The organism is Streptomyces sp. NBC_01320 (assembly GCF_035974375.1).
GTDB classification, from domain to species: Bacteria; Actinomycetota; Actinomycetes; order Streptomycetales; family Streptomycetaceae; genus Streptomyces; species Streptomyces yanii.
This window is the reverse complement of sequence record NZ_CP108390.1, coordinates 6009394-6025637: the sequence shown is the minus strand read 5'-3', so window position 1 is coordinate 6025637 and position 16244 is coordinate 6009394. Positions and strand designations below refer to the sequence as shown.

Below are 16244 nucleotides of genomic sequence, written 5' to 3'. Positions count from 1 at the left end.
CCACCCCCTTGAGGTCGCGGACGGTCGCGGTAGCCACGACCATCGGAGGAACGCAGCCTCCACCTGAATACCGGAGGCGGGGCTGCGGCAAACGCGGTTCACGCAGAATGTCACATGTCGGCAACGCGCTGTAGTGACATGTCGACAAGTCCAGGTGACGTATGCGCAGTTAACGGGGGGTGTGCGGCATTCTGAGTGCCCGAGAGGGACGTTGATCGGTTCACCCGATCCGGTTACGCCTCGATCCTGTTTGCGGATCGAAGTCTCGCGAAGCTTCTGGCCAGCAGTCTTGACACATGCATCTGGGAAACGCCCAATTCGGCGCTGATCTGTGATTGCGTCAGGTTGCTGTAATAGCGCAGCAGCAGGATCCGCTGCTCGCGCTCGGGCAGCTGCACGAGCAGATGACGGACCAGGTCGCGGTGCTCGACCCCGGCGAGAGCGGGGTCCTCGTAGCCGAGCCGGTCGAGCAGTCCGGGCAGCCCGTCGCCCTCCTGGGCGGCTTCCAGCGAGGTCGCGTGGTAGGAGCGCCCCGCCTCGATGCAGGCCAGCACCTCCTCCTCGGAGATCTTCAGCCGCTCGGCGATCTCCGCGGTGGTGGGCGAGCGGCCGTGCGCGGTCGTCAGGTCCTCGGTGGCGCCGGTGACCTGCACCCAGAGCTCGTGCAGCCGCCGCGGCACGTGGACCGTCCGCACGTTGTCCCGGAAGTACCGCTTGATCTCGCCGACGACGGTGGGCATCGCGAAGGTCGGGAACTGGACGCCGCGTTCGGGGTCGAACCGGTCGATGGCGTTGATCAGCCCGATGGTGCCGACCTGGACGACGTCCTCCATGGGTTCGTTACGGCTCCGGAAGCGTGCCGCGGCGTACCGCACGAGGGGGAGGTTCGCCTCGATCAGCGCGGCCCGCACCCTGCCGTGCTCCGCACTCCCCGGTTCCAGCTCCTTGAGCTGGCCGAAGAGGACCTGGGTGAGCGCCCTGGTGTCCGCGCCCCGGGTCCTGGCGGGCGTCGTGCCGTCGGGCGTCTCGGTCTGGACGCTCTCGGCCGCCGGGGCGGCCCGGGTCGCCGAGGCGGACTGGGTGGACTGATCGGTCTGATCGGACTGAGTGGATTCATCGGACTGGGCTGTTTGGGTGGTTTGGGCGTCGTCGTTCTGGACGATCTGGGGAGGCACTTGAGGCGCTGTACTGGCCGGCACGGTGAGGCCACCCCTTTGCGGTCAACTTCGGTCAACTCATCCGTCAAAAGCGGTCATAGCATCACAAGACATGTCCACTGTGTGCAAGCACCGCGCAGTGTCGTGTTGAGGTCACGCTGGTTTAAACACATGGAAAAGCCCCTCACCGAAATGGTGAGGGGCTCGTGGGTTCCGGGACCGCGGAGGTCAGAAGGGGTAGTCGGCAATCACCCAGGTGGCGAAAGCCTTCCACTGTCCGGCGGCGGCCTGATGGGCCGGGTGTGCGACGTAGCGCCCCAGAGCGTCCTCGTCGGCGACCGCGGAGTTGATGGCGAAGTCGTACGCGATCGGCCGGTCGGTGATGTTCCACGCGCACTCCCAGAACTCCAGCTCCGGGATCTTCCCTCCGAGCTCCTGGAACGCCTTCGCCCCGGCGACGACGCGCGGATCGTCACGCGTCACGCCGTCGTTCAGCTTGAACAGGACCAGATGGCGGATCATGGGGTACTCCTACTTCACGAGCTCGGACATGAAATCGCCGACGCCCTGTGCGGCACTCGAAACGCCCTCGAACCCTACCTGGACAAGATCCGCGGCCCGGGCGGGGGACGTGATGATCGTGTACAGCACGAAGACGACAACCATGTAGAGCGCGATCTTCTTCGCTTGCACCATCAGCCCCTGCCTCCCCTTCGATCCCCTGTGCAGTCGGGCGATTCTATCCGCACTAATGGCCGTATCCGATGGGGGTTTCCGATGGGGTTTGTGATCACACCCCTGACCCGATGCCCCGGTGTGTGTGGCCCCGGCCGAAGGAGGGTGCTGCCGACGGACGCGACCACCCGCGGACGGGCCACCCCGTGCGTCAGGACACCGACGGCCCGCAATCGGGTGGTCGGTGCCGCGGCACCGACCCCACCGGGCTGTCGGACCATCACCTCCTGTGCGCGGCCGCTGCCTGTGAGCGTCGAACCGATGGACAGGACGTGGCCGTCCCCGAGGGGCGGTCACACCTCCTGGCCGGTCTGCCGGGCGTAGCCGGAGTCCGCCGTTCGCACCGCTTCCTGTTCGTACGGTTGCGGCTGCTCCGTTGTCCGCAATGGAGCGCGACCGTCCGTCGGCCGACGCTCTAGCGTCTCCCGAACCACCCGAGGCGAGGAGCGGCATGTGAACTGGCTCATCCATGACTACCGTGAGGACGACCTGGCGGCGGTCGTTCATCTCATCGACACGACCGCGGATCTCGGCCAGGAGTCCGTCTTCTCCTTGGCCGAGTGCATCAGCGCCCTGACGTCCCGCCAGCCCGCGGTGGTCGCCGTCCACCGCGGCGAGCCCATCGGCGCGGCCCTCGCCCAGGTGTCCGAGGGCCGGGCCTGGGTGATGCGGATCGCCATTTCACCGACCTGGCGCGGCCGGGGCCTGACCAGCGCGCTGCTGATGGAGCTGGAACGCCGGCTGATCGCGGCCCGGGTGCGTCGCATCGCCTACGTCCTGCCGGAGGAGGAACTGCTCGGCGAGGGCCTGCAGAAAGCCGGTTACACGCGGAGGCCGGCCGTCGCCTACTTCGAGAAGACCGAATCGGCCATCGGCGCCGCGGCGAACCTCCTGGAGGAGCTGGGTGGCCGGGTGCTGTCCGGTGATCTGTGGGGCAAGGTCGCCGGCATGGAGGCGGAGAAGAACCTGATCGAGCGTCGCATCGTGCTGCCGCTGGCCGAACCCGAGCGTGCCGCCCGGCACGGGGTCATACCGCCGCGCGCCATCACGCTGTTCGGTCCGCCCGGGACGGGCAAGACCACCTTCGCCCGAGCCATCGCCTCCCGCCTCGGCTGGCCCTTCGTCGAACTGCTGCCGTCCCGGCTGGCGGACGAAGGAAATCTCGCCGCCGCTCTGCGTACGGCCTTCGCCCGGATCGCGGAACTGGAGCGGGTGCTGGTCTTCATCGACGAGGTCGAGGAGATCGCTCCCGTACGCGGCGCACGCCCGGAGTCCGGGATGCACGGCGTCACCAATGAACTCCTCAAACTCATCCCCGGCTTCCGCGAGCGCGACGAGCGGCTGCTGGTCTGCGCCACCAACTCCGTCCGCTCCCTCGACCCGGCCTTCCTGCGTCCCGGACGGTTCGACTACCTGATCCCCATCGGCACCCCGGACCCGGCCGCCCGCGCGGCGATCTGGTCGCGCCACTCCGCCCGGCGCGACGATGTCGACCTGGACGCGCTCGTCGCGGCCAGCGAGCTGTTCACCCCGGCCGACATCGAGCACGCGGCCCGGATCGCGGCGCAGGCTGCCTTCGAACGCGACGTCGCCGAGGCGGGCGCGCACACCGACGACTACCTCGCCGCGCTCCGCCAGTGCCGTCCGACAGTGACTCCCGCCGTCATCGCCGAGTTCACCGCCGACATCACCACGCACGCCCGAGTCTGAACCCGCAGCGCCCCACCGAGGCACTTCTGCCGGGAGAAGCGTCTTCCCGTCCACGCTCCACCGTGCACCGTCGCGGCGTGGCGTGGATCTCCGGACCTGGCGTCCTCAGTACGCGTGCCGGTCCGGCTTGCTCGTCCACGAGTCGTAGGCCTGGGCGCCGATTTCGGGATGGACCTGCTCGATCCTGATCCTTCGCTGGTCGAGCGGCTTCTTGAAGTCCTCGTACTGGTAGACGTCGTCGAAGCCGATCCGGCGTGTGTCGTCCAGGCCGCAGCTGAAGTACACCGCATCGATCCGGGACCAGTAGATGGCGCTCATGCACATCGGGCAGGGAGCGCCGCTGATGTAGATCGAGCAGCCCTGGAGCATCCGGGCCCGCTCGGGCACGGGATCCGGTGACCCGTCAGCACGGGGCACGTATTCCAGCGTGCTCTCGTTCTGGTGCTCTTCGGAGATCGACGGAGCCTCGGGGTTGAGACACTGCACGGCCTTGCGGATCGATTCGACCTCGGCGTGGGCCGTGGGGTCGCCGGTGAGAAGCACTCGGTTCTGTCCGCGGGCGACGATGTCCCCATTGCGGGTGATCACCGCGCCGAAGGGGCCGCCCCAGCCCTTTTCCACCGACTCGGTGGCCAGTCGGACCGCCTCGGTGATGAGCTCCTTGTGTTCCATCACTACGTCTCCGATCGACATCGACAGCCCTTGACGAAACAAGCGTGCGGAAGGGCAATCGACTGTCCGATTTGCCCATAAAATGACGCATCCACTAAACTACTGCGGGTGAGCCTTCGCGCAAGCCGTGAGCCACCGGCCGAGAGCGCAACCGTTGTGACCTCGCAGAAGGTGTGCGCAGGTCGCGCCGACGAGTACCAGCGCTGGCAGCGCAGGGTGAACGAAGCGGCCCGCGAATTCGACGGCTTCGAGGGTGCCGAGGTGTACCCGCCCCAAGCCGACGACGAGAATGAATGGGTGGCGGTCTTCCGTTTCGCCGGCGTGGACTACTTGACCGCCTGGCTGGATTCGGGCAGACGGCGGGAATTGCTCGACGAAGGGCGGGAATTCTTCGAGGAATCCCCGACGCAGGAGGTTCTTCGTGGCGGCGCCCCTGCCGAACAGGCGCCGGAGATGGTCACGGCCGTCGTCTCCCACGAGGTGAGGCCAGGGCGGGAAGAGGGTTTCCTGCGCTGGCAGGAGAAGGCCCTCAAGGCGCAGGCGAAGTCACCCGGATTCATGGGGTCCGAGCTGTTCAAGCCCGTGGAGGGCGTGCAGGAGCACTGGGTCGTCGTCTTCCGGTTCGACTCCCGCGAGCACCTCGACGACTGGCTCGCATCCGATGTCCGCCAGACACTGCTGGAGGAGGGCCGCACCTATTTCACCTCCTACGACGTACGCAAGGTCGGCTCGGCATTCAGCGGGTGGTTCCGCTTCGGCGAGGGCAAGCAGGACGACGCACCGCCCAACTGGAAGCAGGCCATGACCGTGGTCCTGGCGCTCTATCCCACGGTGACCGTTCTGAACCTGACCGAGGGGCACTGGCTGGACGGACTCGGAGTCCCCGGATACATCGGCCTCTTCATCGGGAACGTCCTGAGCGTCAGCGTATTGACCTGGCTGCTGATGCCACTGGTGAACAAGGCACTCGCCTTCTGGCTGGTGCCCGGCCGCGCGAGCAACTACCGCGTGCACCTGGCCGGTGCCGCGGTGGTGGTGCTCTGCTATGCGCTGTTCCTCGTCATCTTCGGCCTGACCACCCACTGACCGATCCCACCAGCCGGCTCCAGCCGGGCCACGCGAGGAGGTCGTGATGCCTGAACGGACGCCCGCAGGCCCCATCGAGGGGACACTGATCCGGCGGGGCGACCCCGGCTACGACCGCGCCCGGACCGACGCGGTGTGGAACGGGCTCCTGCCGGAACGCTTTCCCGAGGCCATCCTGCAGGCCGCCGCCGAAGGGGACATCCCCCCGGCCCTGGCCTGGGCACGCGCCCAGGGGCTGCAGGTCTCCACGCGCTCCGGCGGGCACAACTGGTCCGGCTCCCAACTCCGCGACGGGGGCCTGCTGATCGACCTGTCGCGGCTACGGCACTGCAGCGTCGACCCGGCGTCGGCGACGGCCGAGGTGGGGCCCGCCATCACTGGGCGGGATCTCGTCGAGGCCCTCGCCCCGCATGACCTGGCCTTCCCCGTGGGGCACTGCTCCTCCGTCGCGGTGGGCGGCTTCCTGCTGAGCGGCGGACTCGGCTGGAACTCCCGTGCGTGGGGACCGGCATGCGCCGATGTCCTGGAGATCCGGGCTGTCACCGCCGACGGCAGGACGGTCATCTGCAGCGAAACCGAGAACGCCGACCTCTTCTGGGCCGCCCGCGGCGCGGGGCCGGGTTTCTTCGCCGTCGTCACCGGCTTCCGGCTCGGTCTGCACCCTCATCCCGCGGCCATCACGACCACCAGCCTCACCTTCCCGCCGGCCGATCTCGAGCGCGTGACGGGATGGGCCGTCCGGACCGCGCGTGACCTGCCGTCGAACGTCGAGACGGCTCTCGTTCTGGCAGCCTCCGGCGAGGCGACGGCCACGGCCCCGCCGGGGCCGCGGATCACCGTCGGCGCCACTGCCTTCGCCGCGACGCGGGACGAGGCGCTCGCTGCTCTCGAACCCCTGGACGCCTGCCCGTTCGCCGAGCGGGCTCTCTCCCGGCAGCCACCCGAGCCGACGTCCTTCGCCGCGCTGCACGACGGCGCCGGTCAGCTGTGGCCGCGAGCGCATCGCTACGCGGCGGACACGCTGTGGTCGGCGGAGAGCTACGAGACTCTGATGACCCGCATCGCCGGCGCCGTCGCCCGGGCCCCCTCCGGCAGATCCCTGGTGCTCGCGCCGGTGCAGCCCGTCTCCACCGACCCGGCGTTGCTGCGGAACATGGCTTTCTCGGCGCTCGACGAGTCCTACCTCGTCTGTTACGCGATCTGGGACGATCCGGCCGCGGACGGAGCGAACAGCAGGTGGCTGCGCGAGACGATGGCCGCGGCGGACCCGTCGGGGCGCGGTGGCCACTACATCGCCGAAACAGACCTGGAAGCCGATGCCGCCCATGCCCGGCGCTCGTACGCCCCCGCCGACTGGGACCGCCTGCAGGAACTCAAGCTCATGTGGGACCCGGACAACGTCTTCCACTCCTACCTCGCGCCCGTGACATGAGGCGCCTTGCGCGGGTGCCCTTGGTTCCTGCTCCGGGATTACTGTCCGGCCGCCGGGGCGCGGCCGGGGAAATGACCGGGACGGCGTTTCGGTGGGAGGGGTTCGATGTCGGGGAACGCCGGCGATCTCTCCATGAGAGCCCCGACAGGGCGACGGAGATCGTCGAGGAAGGCGACCCCAGGGGCGCACGGATCGGCCGTGGGCCGGAGACCGCATCCGGTGTGTCGCTGCCCCGGAGCGCTCCTGGCCCCACTGGCCGACCGTCTCGTCGGGCAGGATGTGGCACGGCGTGTTGCACACAGGGGCACAGAAAAACCGCCCCCGACCTGCTTTCACAGGATCAGAGGCGGTCTTCTGAAGCGGTAGCGGAGGGATTTGAACCCTCGGTGAGTTTCCCCACACTCGCTTTCGAGGCGAGCTCCTTCGGCCGCTCGGACACGCTACCGAGAGAGAGCTTAGACCATCCAGGCCGTGGGTTGAAATCCGATTCTCCCGTGTGTGCGGAAGCCGGGGCGGAGGCTGGGCGCGCCGCCGGGTCAGCGGTCGCGGAAGAAGGCCGTCAACTGGGCGGAACAGGCATCCTCCAGAACTCCGTGGATCACTTCGGGGCGGTGGTTGAGCCGCCGGTCCCGTACGAGGTCCCACAGCGAACCGGCCGCGCCCGCCTTCTCGTCCCGTGCCCCGTAGACGACCCGGGCCACCCGGGACTGCACGAGTGCGCCCGCGCACATGGTGCACGGCTCCAGGGTGACCACCAGCGTGCAGCCGGTCAGCCGCCATGCGCCGAGTGCCTCGGCGGCCCGGCGGACGGCAAGGATCTCGGCGTGCGCGGTCGGGTCGCCGGTCGCCTCGCGTTCGTTGTGTCCCGTGGCGAGCAGGGTGCCGTCCGGGCCGAGGACGACGGCGCCGACCGGCACATCACCGGCCTGCGCCGCGTGTGCGGCCTCGTCCAGGGCGCGGCGCATGGCCGCCCGCCACGGGTCCCGTACGGGATCGTTTGTCGGGTCGTGGGGTTCGTGCGGTCCGTGCGGGTCCGGTGGTGCGGTCACCCGCGGACCCTAACGGACGGTCTCCAGGACCTCGGCCGCGCCCAGCGCGTCCGCGATCTCCACCAGGGCCTCCGTGCGCAGCATCAGCAGCTCCTTCTCGGGGAGTCCGAGATCGGAGAGGATCCCGGTGTCTCCGAGCGGACCCGTCGGTACGGCGTCGGCGTCGAGCCCGTCGTCGTCGTTGTCGTCGTGGTCGGTCTGATTGTCGGTGGCGTGGTCCGGTTCGCCGTCCTCCGTACCGTCGAGGCTGACGAGCTCTTCGAGGGCGGCAATCGAGTCCTCGGCCCCGGGTTCGCGGCCGAGCAGTTCATCGGTGAGCAGGATCTCCCCGTAGGAGGAGCGGGCGGCGGCGGACGCGTCCGAGATGTAGATACGGGGGTCCTCCTCACCGTCCACCCGGATGACGCCGAACCAGGCGTCCTCCTGCTCGATGAAGACGAGCACCGTGTCCTCGTCCACCGAGGCCTCACGGGCCAGATCTGTCAGATCGGACAGGGTCTCCACATCGTCGAGCTCCGTGTCGCTCGCTTCCCACCCGTCTTCGGTGCGCGCGAGCAGTGCGGCGAAGTACACCGTGACTCTCCCACTGGTCATAGGGGTGTCGGTCCGGCGGGAGGGCATCCGGTGATCCGGATGTCCTGCGTCCCGCCCATCGGAATCGTGGCAGAAACCAAGCGTTTGCGAGAGTAGTTCGACCGTTGCGTCGTGGATCAGTTGTCGCGGACACCGCTCCGAGGGGGCCGTCCCGCTGCTCGGAGCGCTACCAGCGGAAGGTTCGCATCCGCATGGCTTGGCGCATTCGGGCGGCCCGGGCGCGGCGCGGCTGGACCCGGTCGCGCAGTGCCTTCGCCTCATGAAGCTCGCGGAGGAAGTGGGCGCGCCGTCTGCGGCGCTCCGCTTCGGTCTCCGGCGCGTCCGGCGCGTCCGGCGCGTCCGGCGCGTCCTGCGGGGCCGGCTGGTCCCGCTTCTGCTGTTCCCCGTCCGCCATCCGCACATCACCCCAAGGCCGGCTCCGTATGCCCCACCTTCCCTCCGAACGTGTGGTTGATGCCAGCGCACAGGTGCGGATGAGCCCGGTTACTGTTGAACCCATGCGGATCCACGTCGTCGACCACCCGCTGGTCGCGCACAAACTCACCACTCTGCGCGACAAGCGCACCGACTCCCCGACCTTCCGGCGGCTCGCCGACGAGCTGGTCACCCTGCTCGCGTACGAGGCCACCCGGGACGTGCGCACCGAGCAGGTCGACATCGAGACCCCGGTCACACCGACGACCGGGGTCAAGCTGTCGCACCCGCGGCCCCTGGTCGTGCCGATCCTGCGAGCCGGTCTCGGCATGCTCGACGGCATGGTGCGGCTGCTGCCGACCGCCGAGGTGGGCTTCCTGGGCATGATCCGCGACGAGGAGACGCTCCAGGCGTCCACGTACGCGACGCGCATGCCGGAGGACCTCTCGGGCCGACAGGTCTACGTCCTGGACCCGATGCTGGCCACCGGCGGCACGCTGGTCGCGGCGATTCAGGAGCTGATCAAGCGCGGCGCGGACGATGTCACCGCCGTCGTGCTGCTCGCGGCGCCCGAGGGCGTCGAGGTGATGGAGCGCGAGCTGGCGGGTACGCCGGTGACCGTTGTGACCGCCTCGGTCGACGAGCGGCTGAACGAGAACGGCTACATCGTGCCGGGGCTCGGCGACGCGGGCGACCGGATGTACGGAACCGTCGACTGAGTCCCGATTCCGAGCAGGGCTTTCGGCCCCTGCGCCCGAGGTCCTGTCGTCGAACCGGCATCTGCTGCGCGGCGTGACGACGGGACAGCCCTCAGCTGCAGGAGGAGGGCGCCGGGGCCGGCTTGTTGAGGGTGGCGAGGGCCGCGGCGGCGTTCTTCGGTGTGTTCAGCGTATTGAACGCCGTACCGAGGATCAGATCGACGTCCGCCGTCCTGCGCGCGTCGGTCTTCGGCGTGGCGCCCGTCAGCTGCGTTCCGAGGACCGGGAACGCGCCGTTCATGGCCGTCGGCGCGCCCAGCAGTACCCCGGGCCCGGGGACCTTCTTGTCGTACGCGGCCGAGGCATTGCCCACCTTGCCGATGCGGAAGCCGCGCTTCTTCAGCTCGTCGGCGGCGGCCTTCGCCAGCCCGCCGCGCGGCGTCGCGTTGTAGACGTTGACGGTGATCTTCGCCGGTGCCGGCAGTGCCTTGGCGGGGGTGGACGGCTTGGGCGTGGGGCAGTCGGCCCTGCGGTCCGCGGCGCTGGCCTGCTTGTCGCCGCCCGTGAAGACGTCGATGAGCTGCATCGTGCCCCACCCGGCCAGCCCTAGGGCCACCACGGAGGCAATGGACGCGAGGACCAGTGTGCGGCGGTGCCGGGGGCGGCGCATGCGCGGGTACTTGTCGCCCGTGATGCGGTACTTTCCGCCCATGCCGGGGGGAGTGAGCATGCTCATGGGCGCAGCGTAGTGCGACCCGGTGAAGATGCGTACTAAATGATCAGCGGATGGCGCCCGTCCGGGTGTGAATGCACCCGAAAGCACCCGGCGCGGCGACGTGCACGGACCGTCGGCTCACCGAGCCGCTGGACTGTCAGCCGAGTTCGAGGACGCGGGCGTGCAGCACCTGGCGCTGCTGGAGCGCCGCGCGGACCGCGCGGTGCAGCCCGTCCTCCAGATAGAGGTCGCCCTGCCACTTCACGACGTGGGCGAACAGGTCGCCGTAGAACGTCGAGTCCTCGGCGAGGAGGGTTTCGAGGTCCAGCTGCCCCTTGGTCGTCACCAGCTGGTCGAGGCGGACCGGGCGCGGCGCGACATCCGCCCACTGCCGGGTGCTTTCCCGGCCGTGGTCGGGATATGGCCGCCCATTTCCGATGCGCTTGAAGATCACACGGAAAGCCTACCGGTCAAGAGCCTCCGGGCGCAGCCATGGAGCGGTACTGCGATGCTGACCAAAACGGCACGAATGCAGGCATTTCGGAATAGGGGCCGTGATGAGTGACAGCGACAGCACGGGCGGGGGTACCGAAGCGGGCACGGGAGCAGGCGCCGGCGAAGGTGCCGGCGTACTGCCGCAGCGGGCCCGGGAGATCGCCGACGGGTACGCCGTCGGCGGGGCCGCGCTCGATCTGGGTGCGCTGCTCTGGGACGGTGCATGTCTGCCCGGCGCGCAGATCCGGATCCCGCTGGGGATGCTCAACCGGCACGGACTCGTCGCGGGTGCCACCGGCACCGGCAAGACCAAGACCCTGCAGCTGATCGCCGAACAGCTGTCGGCGAACGGCGTTCCCGTCTTTCTCGCCGACATCAAGGGTGATGTCTCCGGCATCGCCGCGCCCGGCACACCGGGTGACAAGGTCACCGAACGCGCCGGGCAGGTCGGGCAGCAGTGGGAGGCCAGGGGATTCCCGTGCGAGTTCTACGCGCTCGGCGGCATCGGCCCCGGCATTCCGCTGCGGGCGACGGTCACCGGCTTCGGTCCGGTCCTGCTCTCCAAGGTGCTGCAGCTCAACCGGACACAGGAGCAGTCGCTCGGCCTGATCTTCCACTACGCGGACGCCAAGGGCCTGGATCTGGTGGATCTGAAGGATCTGCGGGCCGTCGTCGCGTTTCTCGTCTCGGACACCGGCAAATCCGAACTGAAGGGGATCGGTGGGCTGTCCACGGCCACGGCAGGGGTGATCCTGCGGTCGCTCACCGCCTTCGAGCAGCAGGGCGCGGGCGACTTCTTCGGCGAGCCGGAGATCGACACGGCGGAATTCCTGCGGTCGGCGCCGGACGGGCGGGGGCTCGTCTCCGTACTGGAACTGGCGGCCGTTCAGGACAAGCCGCAGCTCTTCTCGACATTCCTGATGTGGCTGCTCGCCGATCTCTTCCACGATCTGCCGGAGGTCGGCGACCTCGACCGGCCCAAGCTGGTGTTCTTCTTCGACGAGGCCCATCTGCTCTTCAACGGGGCGTCGAAGGCGTTCCTGGACTCGATCACGCAGACCGTGCGGCTGATCCGCTCCAAGGGTGTGGGCGTCTTCTTTGTCACGCAGACGCCGTGTGACGTACCGGGGGATGTGCTCGGGCAGCTCGGCAACCGGGTGCAGCACGCGCTGCGCGCGTTCACGCCGGACGATGCGAAGGCGCTGCGGGCGACGGTGAAGACGTTTCCGAACTCGCCCTACGACCTGGAGGAGTTGCTGACCCGGCTGGGCACCGGCGAGGCGGTCGTCACCGTACTGAGCGAGGAGGGCGCGCCGACACCGGTCGCCGCGACCCGGCTGCGGGCGCCGCAGTCGCGGATGGGGCCGCTCCCCGAGGCGGAGCTGGACGCGGCGGTGAAGGGGGCCTCGTTGTACGGGCGTTACGCACACGCGGTGGACCGGGAGTCGGCGTACGAGAAGCTCACCGCCGAACACGAGGCCGAGCAGCGGGCCGCCGCGGAGGCGGCAACGGTGGGTACGGAGGTGAAGGCCGGGAAGCAGCCGAAGGCGGCGAAGGACGACGAGTCGCTGGTGGAGCAGGTGGTGGGTAGCGGGGTGTTCCGGTCGCTGGCACGGTCGGTGGGGACGCAGCTCGGGCGGGAGATCTCGCGATCACTGTTCGGTACGGCACGCCGCAGGCGGTAAGGGGGAGGGGCGGGCACCGCAGTCGGATGCCCGCCCCGAGCAGGGCTACGGGATCACCGCGCCGACCGCGCCCGCCGCGCCCGCTGCCTCTTGCTTGATGGCGAAGGAGCAGCCGCCGCGCTTGATCAGTGCGACCTTGCCGGTGAAGGTGGCGGAGGAGTAGTCGGCCGCCTCGCAGCCGGTGGTGGCGTCGACGGGCACTGCGGCGAGCGCGGCCGTGATCCCGCCCGTCTTCGTGGACGTGGTGTACGTCATCGCCCTGATCGTGACGTCGCGGGGCGTCGGGGAGACCACGGAGAGCTTCTCGGCGAGGGTCTCGGTGTAGACGAAGTCGAAGGTGTCGTACGCGACCCGGTAACCGGCGCGCCGGAGCTGCTGATAGACGTACGCGGCGGAGGCGTCGTGGCCCGGTGAACCGGCCGCGCGATGCCCGCCGGCGGAGTCGGCTATCGCCTGGAACTGCTGCAGATGGCGGTACGCGTCCTTGCCGGACGACGCCCTCACCAGCTGACGCGACAGCTTGGCCGCGTCCTTCGCGGGGTCGTGCCCGGACTGGTGTCCGTGGTTCGGGGAGGCGGCCAGGAGGAGGGGCGTGGCCAGAACGGTGGCGGCCACAACAGCCGTGGCCCTGCGATGGGTTGCGTGCACAAGAGTCCTTCCGGTGCGAACGGTTGTGCAGGAAAGCCAGCGACCGCGGGGACGTCTGTGAACAGCTGCGGGCCCGCCCGCCCGCCCTCCCTCATCTCGTCTTCGCCGCGGCTGCCTTCGCGGCCGCCTTCGCTTCCTGCTTGTGCGCGCGGACGAGGGCGAGCGAGTCGGGGCCGGTGATGTCGGCGACCGACCGGTGCGAGCCCGCCTCCCCGTACGGACCCGCCGCGGCGCGCCAGCCGGTCGGCCGGACATTCAGCTGCTTGCCCAGCAGCGCGAGGAAGATCTGTGCCTTCTGGACGCCGAATCCCGGCAGAGCCTTCAGTCGTTTCAGCAGTTCGGCACCGGTCCCGGCATCGCTCCAGACGGCACTCGCGTCCCCGTCGTACTCCGCGACCAGGAATTGGCACAGTTGCTGCACCCGTTTCGCCATGGAGCCGGGATAGCGGTGCAGAGCGGGTTTGGCAGTGAAGAGTTCGGCGAACGCCTCCGGGTCGTAGACGGCGATCTCATGGGCGTCCAGATCGTCGGAGCCCATCCGCTGCGCCAGGGTGTACGGGCCGGAGAACGCCCACTCCATAGGAACCTGCTGGTCGAGCAGCATGCCGACCATGGCGGCGAGCGGACTGCGGCCGAGCAGCTCGTCCGCCTCCGGCTGCTGAGCGATCTGCAGGGCGATCGGCCCGCCCTTGCCGTTCGGTTTGTTCTGTGTCATGCCTCTGATCATCGCGACAGTGACGGGGGACGGCGAGTCCAGGAGCCGCCGATGGAGTAGGGGAAGGTGCCTGCCTGTCCGGGCCTTGAGGAGGCGTTCGCCGCCGGCACGCTGGGCTCTTCGGCGGCCGGGTGCAGGACACCGCCGCACCGGAGCGCCGTCCGGGAACGGAGCTGCCGCCCGCGTACCGCGCGTTCCTCCGGGTTTCCAACGGCTGGCGGAACGCGGCCAGGACCGCCGACATGGTGGTGAGCGCGACGGTGAGGAGAGTGACGGTGAGGTGGAAGGCGAACAGCATGAGTGGCGACCTTTTCCTGCGGGTGCCTCAGTAGAGGTGAGGCAGCTTGTCCGGGTTGGTGACGTTGTAGATGTCGCGTACCTGCTCGCCATCCGGTGTCAGATCGAGGACCATCACGGCGAACGGGGCGTCGTCGCTGAACAGGACCGCCGCGGGATCACCGTTGACCTGGCGGTACTTGACCGCGAGACCCTCGAGGGCCGTGGCACGGGAGATCAGCAGCCGGGCGACGTGGTCGCGGCCGTGCACCGGACGCGGTCCCGCGGCCCGGGACTTCCCGCCGCCGTCGGCCCACAGCGTCACATCGGGGGCGAGCAGACGCATCAGGGCCGTCAGATCCCCGCCGAACACCGCATCCAGGAAGCGCTCGGTGACCCGCCGGTGCACCAGCGGATCGGGGCGGAAGCGGGGCCGACGGGGCTGCACATGGTCACGGGCGCGGTGCGCCAGCTGGCGGACGGCGGCGGGGCTGCGGCCGAGGATCTCCGCCGTCTCGGTGTGGGCGTAACCGAAGACCTCGTGCAGGACGAAGACCGCGCGCTCCAGCGGGGTGAGCGTCTCCAGGACGACCAGCATCGCCATCGACACGGACTCGGAGCGCTCGGCCCGTTCGGCCGCCTCGTCCTCGGGTGGCGGAGGGGTGTCGGTGGTCGAGACGAGCGGCTCGGGAAGCCACGTACCGACGTAGGTCTCGCGCCGCTTGCTGATGGCGGCCTGCCGGGAGAGTGCCTTGTTCACTGCGATCCGCACGAGGTACGCACGGGGGCTCTCGATCAGGCCGGCGTCCGCCGCCGCGTTCCTGACCGTCCAGGCGAGCCAGGTCTCCTGGAGGACGTCCTCGGTGTCGGCGACGCTGCCCAGCATGTTGTAGACGAGCGAGAACAGCAGCTCGCGGTGGTCGACGAACACATCGGTCGCGGCGTCAACGGTGCCGGTGCCCGGGCTTGCGTCCCGGCCCGGACCTGCGTCTGCGTCCGGGCCTGCGCCGGTGGCGCGGCCGGTGTCCGGTTCGTCGGCGGGCTCGGACATCAGGTGTCCCCTTTCGCTCATGCACTCCTGGAGCTGTGCAGGCGGTTGGAGTGTGACATCGGCTGCCGCGGCGCGCCTCGCAGAAGGTGGAGGGCCGTACGTACCGGGAGGGTGCCCGAAGAGGCAGCGCCGGTTGCCCTTCGCAGGCGGGGCGGGGGCTGGACGGGGCGCGGACGGTGCGGTGAAGGTGGAGGTCCGAGGCCAGTAGAAGCGACGTCTTCGACCGCGGCGGTCAGGGGAGTTGACGGATGAACGCACACGAGCAGCAGTACGAGTGGGACCACGGTCACGACCACGACCACGATCGCGATGACGACCACGGGCGGCATGAGCACGCCGAGGTGTTCGTCCCCTCGAGGGCGGCGGAAGCCCATGAGGCGTCCTCCGGCACGCCCCACCTCTACAGGGCCGGGGCCGCCGGCCGGGCCGACGTGGTCGGGGCGTCCGGCATGGGTGTGCTTCAGCGGACGGTGGGGAACAGCGCCGTCGGGGCGATGGTGCAGCGGGCCGGGAGCGGACCCGAGGAGCACGCCGAAGAGGATGTGCGGTCGCCGGTCCACCACGTCGTCTCGTCGGGTGGTGGCAGCCCCCTCGACACCGAGACCCGCTCCGACATGGAAGGCCGGATGGGCGCGGACTTCTCCGACGTACGCATCCACACGGATTCCGCGGCGCACGAGTCGGCGAAGGGCGTCGGCGCGCACGCGTACACCGTCGGCAACAACGTGGTGTTCCAGCGGGACGCGTACGACCCGTCCTCGCCGCAGGGCCGCACCACCCTGGCCCATGAGCTGACCCATGTGATCCAGCAGCGCAACGGGCCGGTGGAGGGCACGGAGGCGCCGGGCGGGATCCGGGTGAGCGACCCCTCGGATCGGTTCGAACAGGAGGCGGTCGCCAACGCGGACCGGGTGCTGTCGGCTCCCTCCCCTGCCGCCGGCCAGGCCCCCGCGGCCGCCCCTGCCCTCACACACACGTCCGCCCCCGCCGTCCAGCGAGCGGAGACGGAGGACGAGGACGAGCAGCCGGCAGACGTGCAGGGCTCCTTCGTCCAACGGGATGCGGAGGCAGGCGCGGAGGAGGAGGAAGAGGCGCCGCAGGCGTGAACGCGT

17 protein-coding genes, 1 tRNA gene and 1 pseudogene are annotated in these 16244 nt (G+C 69.5%); 6 read left to right on the top strand and 13 right to left on the bottom strand.

Annotated elements, in window-relative coordinates; translation table 11 throughout:
- Positions 1 to 233: 233 nt before the first annotated feature.
- The 3 genes from OG395_RS27420 to OG395_RS27410 form a co-directional block, all read right to left on the bottom strand.
- Complete coding sequence (locus OG395_RS27420; RefSeq protein ID WP_327245301.1) at positions 234 to 1199, bottom strand: RNA polymerase sigma factor SigF; 966 nt, start codon at positions 1197 to 1199, stop codon at positions 234 to 236.
- Between the two features lie 186 nt (positions 1200 to 1385).
- On the bottom strand, positions 1386 to 1679 hold the full coding sequence (locus OG395_RS27415) for a Dabb family protein (RefSeq protein WP_327245300.1): 294 nt from the start codon (positions 1677 to 1679) through the stop codon (positions 1386 to 1388).
- A 9-nt stretch (positions 1680 to 1688) separates the two neighbouring features.
- Positions 1689 to 1853, bottom strand: coding sequence for a hypothetical protein (locus OG395_RS27410; protein WP_176902190.1), 165 nt, complete (start codon positions 1851 to 1853; stop codon positions 1689 to 1691).
- 492 nt (positions 1854 to 2345) lie between these two features.
- Here OG395_RS27410 and OG395_RS27405 point away from each other — a divergent pair, with 492 nt between their 5' ends.
- Complete coding sequence (locus OG395_RS27405; protein WP_327245299.1) at positions 2346 to 3602, top strand: ATP-binding protein; 1257 nt, start codon at positions 2346 to 2348, stop codon at positions 3600 to 3602.
- 105 nt (positions 3603 to 3707) lie between these two features.
- Here OG395_RS27405 and OG395_RS27400 read toward each other — a convergent pair whose 3' ends face one another.
- Positions 3708 to 4295, bottom strand: a complete 588-nt coding sequence (locus OG395_RS27400) for a nucleoside deaminase (RefSeq protein ID WP_327245298.1) — start codon at positions 4293 to 4295, stop codon at positions 3708 to 3710.
- Between the two features lie 87 nt (positions 4296 to 4382).
- Between OG395_RS27400 and OG395_RS27395 the strand changes: the two genes are divergently transcribed.
- Both OG395_RS27395 and OG395_RS27390 read left to right on the top strand, forming a co-directional pair.
- Complete coding sequence (locus OG395_RS27395; RefSeq protein ID WP_327245297.1) at positions 4383 to 5360, top strand: antibiotic biosynthesis monooxygenase; 978 nt, start codon at positions 4383 to 4385, stop codon at positions 5358 to 5360.
- 46 nt (positions 5361 to 5406) lie between these two features.
- A complete protein-coding gene (locus OG395_RS27390; protein WP_327245296.1) occupies positions 5407 to 6792 on the top strand; it encodes an FAD-binding oxidoreductase in 1386 nt (461 codons plus the stop codon).
- Positions 6793 to 7152: 360 nt separating this feature from the next.
- Here the strand turns inward: OG395_RS27390 and OG395_RS27385 are convergent.
- From OG395_RS27385 to OG395_RS27370, 4 genes are all read right to left on the bottom strand, one after another.
- Positions 7153 to 7237 (bottom strand) — tRNA-Ser (locus OG395_RS27385).
- 91 nt (positions 7238 to 7328) lie between these two features.
- Positions 7329 to 7757, bottom strand: a complete 429-nt coding sequence (gene tadA, locus OG395_RS27380) for a tRNA adenosine(34) deaminase TadA (RefSeq protein WP_327249476.1) — start codon at positions 7755 to 7757, stop codon at positions 7329 to 7331.
- 93 nt (positions 7758 to 7850) lie between these two features.
- A complete protein-coding gene (locus OG395_RS27375; protein ID WP_327249475.1) occupies positions 7851 to 8414 on the bottom strand; it encodes a tRNA adenosine deaminase-associated protein in 564 nt (187 codons plus the stop codon).
- A 187-nt stretch (positions 8415 to 8601) separates the two neighbouring features.
- Complete coding sequence (locus OG395_RS27370; RefSeq protein WP_327245295.1) at positions 8602 to 8829, bottom strand: hypothetical protein; 228 nt, start codon at positions 8827 to 8829, stop codon at positions 8602 to 8604.
- A gap of 103 nt (positions 8830 to 8932) precedes the next feature.
- Here OG395_RS27370 and upp point away from each other — a divergent pair, with 103 nt between their 5' ends.
- Positions 8933 to 9568 (top strand): uracil phosphoribosyltransferase, encoded by a 636-nt coding sequence (gene upp / locus OG395_RS27365; protein ID WP_037695091.1) that lies wholly within the window; start codon positions 8933 to 8935, stop codon positions 9566 to 9568.
- Between the two features lie 91 nt (positions 9569 to 9659).
- Here the strand turns inward: upp and OG395_RS27360 are convergent, their stop codons facing one another.
- Together OG395_RS27360 and OG395_RS27355 are read right to left on the bottom strand one after the other, a co-directional pair.
- Positions 9660 to 10259 carry a LytR C-terminal domain-containing protein gene (locus OG395_RS27360; RefSeq protein ID WP_327249474.1) on the bottom strand — a complete coding sequence of 200 codons (600 nt, stop codon included), beginning with the start codon at positions 10257 to 10259 and terminating at the stop codon, positions 9660 to 9662.
- 160 nt (positions 10260 to 10419) lie between these two features.
- On the bottom strand, positions 10420 to 10716 hold the full coding sequence (locus tag OG395_RS27355; RefSeq protein WP_003955420.1) for a type II toxin-antitoxin system VapB family antitoxin: 297 nt from the start codon (positions 10714 to 10716) through the stop codon (positions 10420 to 10422).
- A gap of 103 nt (positions 10717 to 10819) precedes the next feature.
- Between OG395_RS27355 and OG395_RS27350 the strand changes: the two genes are divergently transcribed.
- Positions 10820 to 12442: a helicase HerA-like domain-containing protein gene (locus OG395_RS27350; protein WP_327245294.1), complete on the top strand. Its 1623-nt coding sequence runs from the start codon at positions 10820 to 10822 to the stop codon at positions 12440 to 12442.
- Between the two features lie 51 nt (positions 12443 to 12493).
- On the opposite strand, the pseudogene OG395_RS27345 reads toward OG395_RS27350, so the two are convergent.
- From OG395_RS27345 to sigJ, 3 genes and pseudogenes are all read right to left on the bottom strand, one after another.
- A pseudogene (locus OG395_RS27345) lies at positions 12494 to 13057 on the bottom strand (PA domain-containing protein); the annotation flags it as partial.
- Positions 13058 to 13181: 124 nt separating this feature from the next.
- Positions 13182 to 13805: an HhH-GPD-type base excision DNA repair protein gene (locus OG395_RS27340; protein ID WP_327245293.1), complete on the bottom strand. Its 624-nt coding sequence runs from the start codon at positions 13803 to 13805 to the stop codon at positions 13182 to 13184.
- 325 nt (positions 13806 to 14130) lie between these two features.
- Positions 14131 to 15153, bottom strand: coding sequence for an RNA polymerase sigma factor SigJ (sigJ, locus tag OG395_RS27335; RefSeq protein WP_327245292.1), 1023 nt, complete (start codon positions 15151 to 15153; stop codon positions 14131 to 14133).
- Between the two features lie 227 nt (positions 15154 to 15380).
- On the opposite strand from sigJ, the gene OG395_RS27330 reads away from it, so the two are divergent.
- Positions 15381 to 16238 carry an eCIS core domain-containing protein gene (locus OG395_RS27330; protein WP_327245291.1) on the top strand — a complete coding sequence of 286 codons (858 nt, stop codon included), beginning with the start codon at positions 15381 to 15383 and terminating at the stop codon, positions 16236 to 16238.
- The last annotated feature ends 6 nt before the right edge of the window (positions 16239 to 16244 follow it).

Excerpts from the sequence above, each read along its gene's own strand:
- OG395_RS27415 (WP_327245300.1), bottom strand. The coding sequence starts at position 1,679 with ATGATCCGCCATCTGGTCCTGTTCAAGCTGAACGACGGCGTGACGCGT.
- OG395_RS27410 (WP_176902190.1), bottom strand. The coding sequence starts at position 1,853 with ATGGTGCAAGCGAAGAAGATCGCGCTCTACATGGTTGTCGTCTTCGTG.
- OG395_RS27400 (WP_327245298.1), bottom strand. The coding sequence starts at position 4,295 with ATGTCGATCGGAGACGTAGTGATGGAACACAAGGAGCTCATCACCGAG.
- OG395_RS27390 (WP_327245296.1), top strand. The coding sequence starts at position 5,407 with ATGCCTGAACGGACGCCCGCAGGCCCCATCGAGGGGACACTGATCCGG.
- tadA (WP_327249476.1), bottom strand. The coding sequence starts at position 7,757 with ATGCGCCGCGCCCTGGACGAGGCCGCACACGCGGCGCAGGCCGGTGAT.
- OG395_RS27370 (WP_327245295.1), bottom strand. The coding sequence starts at position 8,829 with ATGGCGGACGGGGAACAGCAGAAGCGGGACCAGCCGGCCCCGCAGGAC.
- upp (WP_037695091.1), top strand. The coding sequence starts at position 8,933 with ATGCGGATCCACGTCGTCGACCACCCGCTGGTCGCGCACAAACTCACC.
- OG395_RS27360 (WP_327249474.1), bottom strand. The coding sequence starts at position 10,259 with ATGGGCGGAAAGTACCGCATCACGGGCGACAAGTACCCGCGCATGCGC.
- OG395_RS27350 (WP_327245294.1), top strand. The coding sequence starts at position 10,820 with ATGAGTGACAGCGACAGCACGGGCGGGGGTACCGAAGCGGGCACGGGA.
- OG395_RS27340 (WP_327245293.1), bottom strand. The coding sequence starts at position 13,805 with ATGACACAGAACAAACCGAACGGCAAGGGCGGGCCGATCGCCCTGCAG.
- sigJ (WP_327245292.1), bottom strand. The coding sequence starts at position 15,153 with ATGAGCGAAAGGGGACACCTGATGTCCGAGCCCGCCGACGAACCGGAC.
- OG395_RS27330 (WP_327245291.1), top strand. The coding sequence starts at position 15,381 with ATGAACGCACACGAGCAGCAGTACGAGTGGGACCACGGTCACGACCAC.